The organism is Chitinophaga filiformis, from assembly GCF_900102545.1.
Classification (GTDB): Bacteria; Bacteroidota; Bacteroidia; order Chitinophagales; family Chitinophagaceae; genus Chitinophaga; species Chitinophaga filiformis.
In genome coordinates this window covers 1,377,933-1,386,294 of sequence record NZ_FNBN01000003.1, presented here as the reverse complement: position 1 = coordinate 1,386,294, position 8,362 = coordinate 1,377,933, and the positions used below count along the sequence as shown (strand labels likewise).

The window sequence follows — 8,362 nt, the reverse complement described above, 5'->3', positions numbered from 1 at the left end:
CCGCTACTGACAATTGCGATGTAACACCAGGCGTTCATTTCAGCCAGGAAACTATAGATAGTACCTGCATCAACAACTTCAAGGTAATCCGTAAATGGTGGGCTAAGGATGCATGTGGCAATACTTCCGACACTTTAACGCAGCTCATCACCGTTCATGACGATGTGAAGCCAGTTATTACAGCAGACTTTGATAAGACTGTCAACGTACAGTGCCTCAAGGACATCCCTGCTGCTCCTAAACCAACTGCTACAGACAACTGCAACGGTGATGTACAGCCAATATACACCGAAACCAGCAGCGGTTCTGCTTGTGATTCTACCATCACTCGTAAGTGGGTATTTGCTGACGCATGTGGTAACTGTGACTCTGTGACTCAGGTTATCAATATCAAGGATAATATCAAGCCAATACTGTCTGGTTCTGCTGACGACGTGAACGTCACATGTTACAAAGACATCCCGGCTACAGCAAACATCAGTGCTACTGATAATTGCACCGTAAACCCAGTTGTCTATTTCAGCCAGAAAGTACTTGACAGCACCTGTGTCAATAAGCTCAAAGTGATCCGCAAGTGGTGGGCAAAGGATGCATGTGGTAACACTTCCGATACCTTAAAACAGCTGATCACCATCAACGACGATGTCAAACCGGTAATAACTGCAGGCTTCGATAAGGCGGTCAATATACAATGCCTGAAAGATATTCCTGCGGCTCCTAAACCAACAGCCACAGACAACTGCAACGGCGATATCCAGCCTGTATACAGCGAAACCGGCAGCGGCTCTGCCTGTGACTCTACCATCACCCGCAAGTGGGTATTCACCGACGCATGTGGTAATAAAGATTCAGTAACACAGATCATTAATATTAAGGACAATATTAAACCAATACTGTCCGGCAGTACAAACAACATAACCGTTGCATGCTACAAAGACATCCCGGCTGCGGCAGGCCTCACTGCTACCGACAATTGCACCATCAAACCGGTTGTCTATTTCAACCAGAAGGTATATGACAGTACTTGTGTCAATAAGTTCAAGGTGATCCGTAAATGGTGGGCTAAAGACGTCTGTGGTAACACTTCAGATACCCTAACCCAGCTGATCACCGTCTACGACAACGTGAAGCCGGTAATAACAGCGAACTTCAATAAGATTGTATATGTACAATGCCAGAAAGACATACCTGCTGCTCCATCAGCAACTGCAACAGACAATTGCAGCGGCAATATTCAGCCGGTATTCACTCAGAAAGGTATAGGCTGTTCATGCGACTCTCTGGTGACCCGCAAGTGGGTATTCACGGATGCATGCGGCAATAAAGACTCCGTCATGCAGCTCATCCTGATCAAGGATATTACCGCACCAGTAATCACTTACAAGCCGGCAGACGTGACAGTACCATGCGCATCTCCTGTAGTATTTGGTACACCTGTCTTCTCAGACAATTGTGGCGCTGTAACAGTCACTTACTTAGACAGGAAGGAAGGAACAACTTGTCCATTCAGATATATCCGCAAATGGACAGCGAAAGACAAGTGTAACAATAGCGTATCTGTAGAACAAGCCGTCACTGTCTCCTGCTGCCAGGCTACCTTCTGTAGCTATACGCAGGGTTACTACGGTAACACGAATGGTAGTGCATGTACCCCATCCGGTACATCAACCACTGCGAAACAGATCATGAGTGCTGCTGTCGATGTACAGGCCGGTGATTCCGTCATCTTTGGTCTGAAAGCCACCAGTAAGTACTTCACACTGTTCCTGGGCGATATCACCAATGATAACATCTTCAAGATGTTACCTGGAGGCGGTACTCCATCAGCACTGAAAGGCTACGCTACATTTAACAAGACCAATACATGGGGTAATGTGCCACTGCTGACCACCAGCAACAATGTCGGAAAGATCAATAATGTGCTGCTGTCCCAGACAATGTCCCTGTTCTTTAATATGTACGTGACTACAACATTGAAGAACCTGACAATAGACGGCGATACACTACTGACAGCGAAACTGACCGCATGTGGCAGCAACACGCCAGGTACAACCGTTAATAAGTATATCTTACCGCCAGCGGTAGTCAACTACCTGAAGTCAGCCGGTAAAGCCAATGTATCAGGCCTCTATGAACTGGCGAATATGTATCTAGGAGGACAAACAGTAGCAGGACTAGCTATTGGAGACGTAAGCAAAGCGGTAGATGCGATTAACAATGCCTTCGATAAATGCGCAACCCTCGTTGGCTGGACCAGATCATCAGCTATATCTACTGTCAAGGTATCTACCACAACGCTTTCCATGAATGATCCAAAAGCAATGGAACCAGTAATAGAAGAAGTGAAGTTGAACGTCACTGTATTCCCGAATCCGTACCGTGATAAACTGATATTCCGCTTCATTGCACCTATCAGTGGAAAGGTTAAACTGGAAGTGTACAACCTCCTCGGTCAACAGATTGGTCAACTCAACTATGGCATGGTGGACAAGGGAACGCAGCATACAATCGAATACAATGTACCTGTCATCCATAGAGATGTACTATTGTACAGATTAAGCGTAGGTGATCTCTTTAAGACTGGTAAAGCGATACATGCCAAAGAATAAGCGATGAATCCTTTTCTAATACCATCCATACTTGCAGAGGGTGTCTTCAAAAGACATCCTCTGCAAATTTTCTCAGGAGGCGGTAAGAGAAATAAGCCAGCTATAACGATATAGTATACATTTTTAGTTATTTTTTTACCATCTTAACAATTTTTATTTGGTTTTCATAGAAAACAACTTGAACTTTGCAATTGGAATGAATCCCTGTTTTTACAAAGGGGATATCCAAAATGACCAACTTGCTTTCTTCACATTTTTTTAGCCACGTTCTATAAGATAATCTGTCTGGATGCCATCAAAAGATGCGGGAGTGCTTTAAGCGATTAAAACCACCATTATAAAGTGTCATTATACGAGAGTACTCTTATACCTTTTCCGGTTGCATGTTATTCCCTATTAATTAGCCAACTCCAATACGCGTTGAAAGAATACGTATTAGCGGGAGTTTTATCCACCTACATGAAATGAAATCAACAGCAGCAGTACGCACTGATACGTATTGCCGGGGAAACTTTATCCATCAACCAAAACAAACCTTACCTCTATGCATGCTGTATGTTTACTCTTTTGCATTTTGCGGGGTGCTGTACAAAGATCGCGAGCGCTCACTACGCTGGTCCTCCCGCTACTATTATTTCTTCAACTAACGGCTTACGCACAATCGGCCAACCTCGACCAGGGCGCCAATGAGCAGGCGAGTGCGCCAACAAGCCCCGTTGACTGGGTGAACGGTAATCTTAATTCCAATCAGGCGCATTTCCTTGAAGGCTACTCGGTCCCGTACCGTGCTATCCTTACGGGTCTTGTCGTCAACCAGACATATACACTGGTGATTGGATTCGATGTCCGGAGCGGAAGCAAACAGGCATTGGATTATCTGACGCATTACCAGCGCCTGAGTCCTCACACTGTTTTTGGGCATGCTCCGGAAACGGTGAACCCATTGCTCAACGCACCTCAACCGGTATCCTATTTTACTACCACGGATGTCCTTGCAATCCCTGCGCCGTCAAGTGCGGGATCACCGATGGCAGGACAACCTACCACCAGCTTTAACACATTGCCCTCTGGCGAGCGGGAACTCACAGGGTACAATGTGGATCTGCTGACTATTACCTATGCTTCACAAGGTAGCCTGACTGCAGCCAGTTCAGAAACTGTGGTCAATATTACTTTTAAAGCGCTTAAAGAAACCGCCATACTGGCCTGGGGTGGTCACATTGCCAGCGTTGTAGACTGGGGAAGAGACCCTGTTACACATGCGCCCAATTCTGCGAGCGCAATCAGTGGTTCTCCTTACCATATGAGCCTGAAGAAGTGGATCATTAATGGATCTGATGTCAGTATAGGTAATCAGGACAGGTCACTGAAGACAGATGCTGTTTTCATTCCTCCTAAATGCGAAGTCACCGGACCTCTTAACGGCTGTGCCGAAACAACGAAACTGACATATGTAGCAACGGTTGATGATTCAGTTGGTCTTACTTATGCCTGGAGCATTATAGGCGCTAATACAGCAGGTGCGAAGATTGTCAATCCGACATTAGGCACCATTGACGTAGTGCCAATAGGCGCCGCATTTACGCCAGGCTCTTTCAATCTCCGTTTGATTGTTACCCGGGAAGGGCTGAAAGATACCTGTTATATCAACAGCCATACCAATCCTGGTGCATCCGTTGTTATCTCCCAGGTAATTGTTAATGCCGGCAGTGACCAGACCATTACCAATCTTGATGTTGCGCACCTCTCTGCCTCCGCTACAGGAGGTACCGGTACGTATACCTTTACCTGGACGCCGGTCACAGGGCTGAGTAATCCTAACATTGCTAATCCGGACTTCACACCGACAACTACTGGCGTATTCCAGTTTGTTGTAAAGGCAGATGATGGCAAATGTTCTGACCTTGATACAGTTGTTATCACCGTCAATGAACATCCGAAGGCGCCTTGTGGTATTGATGGTCCGAGCCCCGTATGTCCTGGTTCTCAGAATCAGTATACCGGCCCGGATCCTTCACTGGTAGGTTCTTACCTGTGGTCTGTACTGACAGGAGATGGTACCATCAACGGCGTTAATAATACCCAGAAGGTGCTGATAGACGCCGCAGCTAAGTGTGGCGCATACCGGCTCCGCCTCATCGTTACAACGCCTGACTTAAAACGTAAGGACACGTGCTACCTTGATGTAGATATCAAGGATACGATCAAACCAGTACTCAACGGAGACGTTGCCGGTGCAAATGTCGCCTGTGCGAAAGATGTACCAGCGCCTCCTACCGTCGGAGTAACTGACAACTGTACGGCCGAACTGAAGGTCCAGACAAGCAGAGATGTTGTAGACAGCACCTGTGTCAATAAGTTTAAGATCATCCGTAAATGGTGGGCTACAGACCTCTGTGGCAATACTGCTGACACACTGAAACAGGTGATCACAGTGAATGATGATGTCAAACCGGTAATAACAGCCGACTTTGACAAGACCGTCAATGTACAGTGTCTGAAAGACATACCCGCACTGCCTAAGCCAACTGCAACAGACAACTGCAATGGCGATGTTACACCGGTATACAGTGAAACCGGCAGCGGTACGGCATGTGATTCCAGCATTACCCGTAAGTGGGTATTCACTGATGCATGTGGTAACAGTGACTCCGTTTCACAGGTGATCAATATCAAGGACGATACTAAACCGGTACTTTCCGGCACTGCTGACGACGTGAACGCAAGCTGCAGCAAAGACATTCCTGCTGTTGCAGATATCAGCGCTACTGATAATTGCGATCTGAAACCAGCTGTTCACTACATCCAGGAAGTGATAGATAGCACCTGCGTGAACAAGTTCAAGGTGATCCGTAAATGGTGGGCTGAAGATGCATGTGGCAATATTTCCGATACATTAACGCAGCTCATTACCGTTAATGACGATGTGAAGCCTGTAATAACTGCAGACTTTGAAAAGACCGTCAGTGTAGAGTGCCTGAAAGACCTGCCTGCCGTGCCTAAACCGACTGCAACTGATAATTGTGACGGCAATATCGAGCCGGTATACAGTGAAACAGGCAGCGGTACTACATGTGATTCTACTATTACCCGCAAGTGGATATTCTCAGACGCATGCGGTAATACTGACTCTGTGACACAGGTGATTCATATCAAGGATGATATTAAGCCTGTAAGGTCTGGCAATACTGATGATATGACCGTTACATGCAGCAAAGACATCCCTGCACCAGCAGATGTCAAGGCTACTGATAACTGTGACATAGCACCGGTTGTTTACTTCAGCCAGAAAACAGTAGACAGCACCTGCGTGAATAAATTCAAGGTGATTCGCAAGTGGTGGGCTAAGGACGCATGTGGAAATACTTCTGTCACCTTAACTCAGGTCATCACCGTCTACGACGATGTGAAGCCGGTAATAACTGCAGACTTTGAAAAGGCAATAAATGTACAATGTCTGAAAGATGTACCTGCTCCACCTAAACCGACTGCTACTGACAATTGTGATGGCGACATTCCGGCCGATTGTAGCGTAACAGGCAGTGGTACTGCATGTGATTCTACTATTACCAGGAAGTGGATATTCACAGACGCATGCGGCAATAGTGACTCCGTAACTCAGGTGATCAACATCAAGGATGATACTAAGCCTGTGCTTTCCGGTACTGCCGATGATGTGAACGTGACATGCAGTAAGGATATTCCTGAAGCTGCAAAGATCAGTGCTACTGATAATTGCGGTGAACCAACTGTTTATTTCAAACAGAAAGTGATAGACAGTACCTGCGTGAACAAATTCAAGGTCATCCGTAAGTGGTGGGCTGAGGATGCATGTGGAAATACTTCTGATACACTGAAACAGCTGATCACCGTTAACGACGATGTGAAGCCGGTTATAACAGCAGGCTTTGAAAAGACTGTCAATGTACAGTGTCTCAAAGACATACCTGGTGTTCCTAAACCGACTGCTACAGACAACTGCAACGGCGATGTGACACCTGTATACAGTGCAACCGGTACTGGTACTGCATGTGACTCTACTATTACCCGTAAGTGGGTATTCACTGATGTATGTGGCAATAGTGATTCTGTAAGCCAGGTGATCAATATCAAGGATGATATCAAGCCTGTCGTAACTTACAAACCTAATGATACGACCATACTCTGTATATCTCCTGTTGTATTTGGCAAACCTACTTTCTCAGATAATTGTGGTACTGTAATAGTTACCTACGAAGACAGGAAAGAAGGTACAACTTGTCCGTTCAGGTATATCCGCACATGGACAGCAAAAGATAAATGTAACAATAGTGTAACAGTTGAACAGGTTGTTACTGTTCCATGCTGCCTGGGTACCTTCTGTGCTTATACACAGGGATTCTACGGCAACGTGAATGGTTCTGCGTGTACTCCATCCGGCACATCAGCGACTGCTAAACAGCTCATGAGTGCTGCAGTTGATGCACAGCCTGGCGACTCTGTTATCTTTGGACTGAAAGCCACTGGTAAGTTCTTTACACTGTTCCTCGGTGACATCACCAATGACAATATCTTCAAGATGTTGCCTGGCGGTGGTACACCAGTAGCACTGAAAGGATACGCAACCTTCAGTAAGACAAATACATGGGCCAATGTACCGATACTGACAACTGCTACTAACTACGGAAAGATCAACAATGTACTGTTGGCTCAGACAATGTCACTGTTCTTTAATATGCAGCTGAGTGCAACGCTGCAGGGTGTGACAATTGACGGCGACACAGTACTGACAGCGAAACTGACCGCTTGCGGTAGCAACACGCCGACTACAACAGTTAGCAAGTTCGCTCTGCCACCTAGCGTAGTGAACTACCTGAAATCTGTCGGCAAAGCCAACGTAGCTGGCCTGTATGAACTGGCCAATATGTATCTCGGCGGACAGACCGTTGCAGGAGTAGCTATTGGAGATGTAAGTAAAGCGGTAGATGCGATTAACAACGCATTTGATAAATGTGCAGTCCTCGTTGGCTGGAAGAGCTCTTCAGGTATCACTACTTTGAAAGTATCCGGCGTAACAGCGGTAGCTCCTGCCACAGATCCGAAGGTAGCAGCACAGGGTGATGAGACTACATTGAATGTGACAGTATTCCCGAACCCATACAATGATAAGGTGATATTCCGTTTCGTTGCACCAGTGAGCGGACAGGTTAAACTGGAAGTTTACAATGTGCTTGGTCAGAATATCGGTCAGCTCAACTATGGTAGGGTTGACAAGGGAACTCAGCATACGATCGAATATAATGTACCTGCTCCTTACAGAGACGTATTATTGTACAGATTAAATGTAGGTGAACACTTCAGAACTGGTAAAGTAATACCTGCAAAGAAATAGTAACCATTTAACCATTTTCCATAACCCTTAAGTAAGAGTGCTTCGGTATCCGGAGCACTCTTTTTTGCACCTGCCTGCAGACGCTATTCCTTCACAGGAAAACCAGACTGATGAAAAAGCAGCAGGCCTGCTGCGGAGGTGGGAAAAATAGGCCTGCTACACGTTTTTATCTTGATCAACTATTTATCGTCATTTTGACCTTTTTTCATTAACTTTAGTATCAACCTAATTACCCCGAGCACCCAAACCTTAGCTCAGATTTTTCCTTTCCGGATACACTGCATTCAAATTTTTCCTTTCCGAATACCCGACCTCAGAACAAGCGTGCACACCAATAATTTGCGATCCTACGCATTGACATGGCATTCTTCATCTGCTTAAC

At 45.9% G+C, this 8,362-nt stretch carries 2 protein-coding genes; both read left to right on the top strand.

Annotation, left to right across the window (positions count from 1 at the left end; translation table 11 throughout):
* A partial coding sequence (locus BLR32_RS34090; protein WP_176842329.1) for an HYR-like domain-containing protein occupies positions 1-2,609 on the top strand: 2,609 nt, incomplete at its 5' end.
* Positions 2,610-3,153: 544 nt separating this feature from the next.
* On the top strand, positions 3,154-7,980 hold the full coding sequence (locus BLR32_RS17745; protein WP_143011508.1) for an HYR-like domain-containing protein: 4,827 nt from the start codon (positions 3,154-3,156) through the stop codon (positions 7,978-7,980).
* Positions 7,981-8,362: the final 382 nt, after the last annotated feature.

Excerpts from the sequence above, each read along its gene's own strand:
- BLR32_RS17745 (WP_143011508.1), top strand. The coding sequence starts at position 3,154 with ATGCATGCTGTATGTTTACTCTTTTGCATTTTGCGGGGTGCTGTACAA.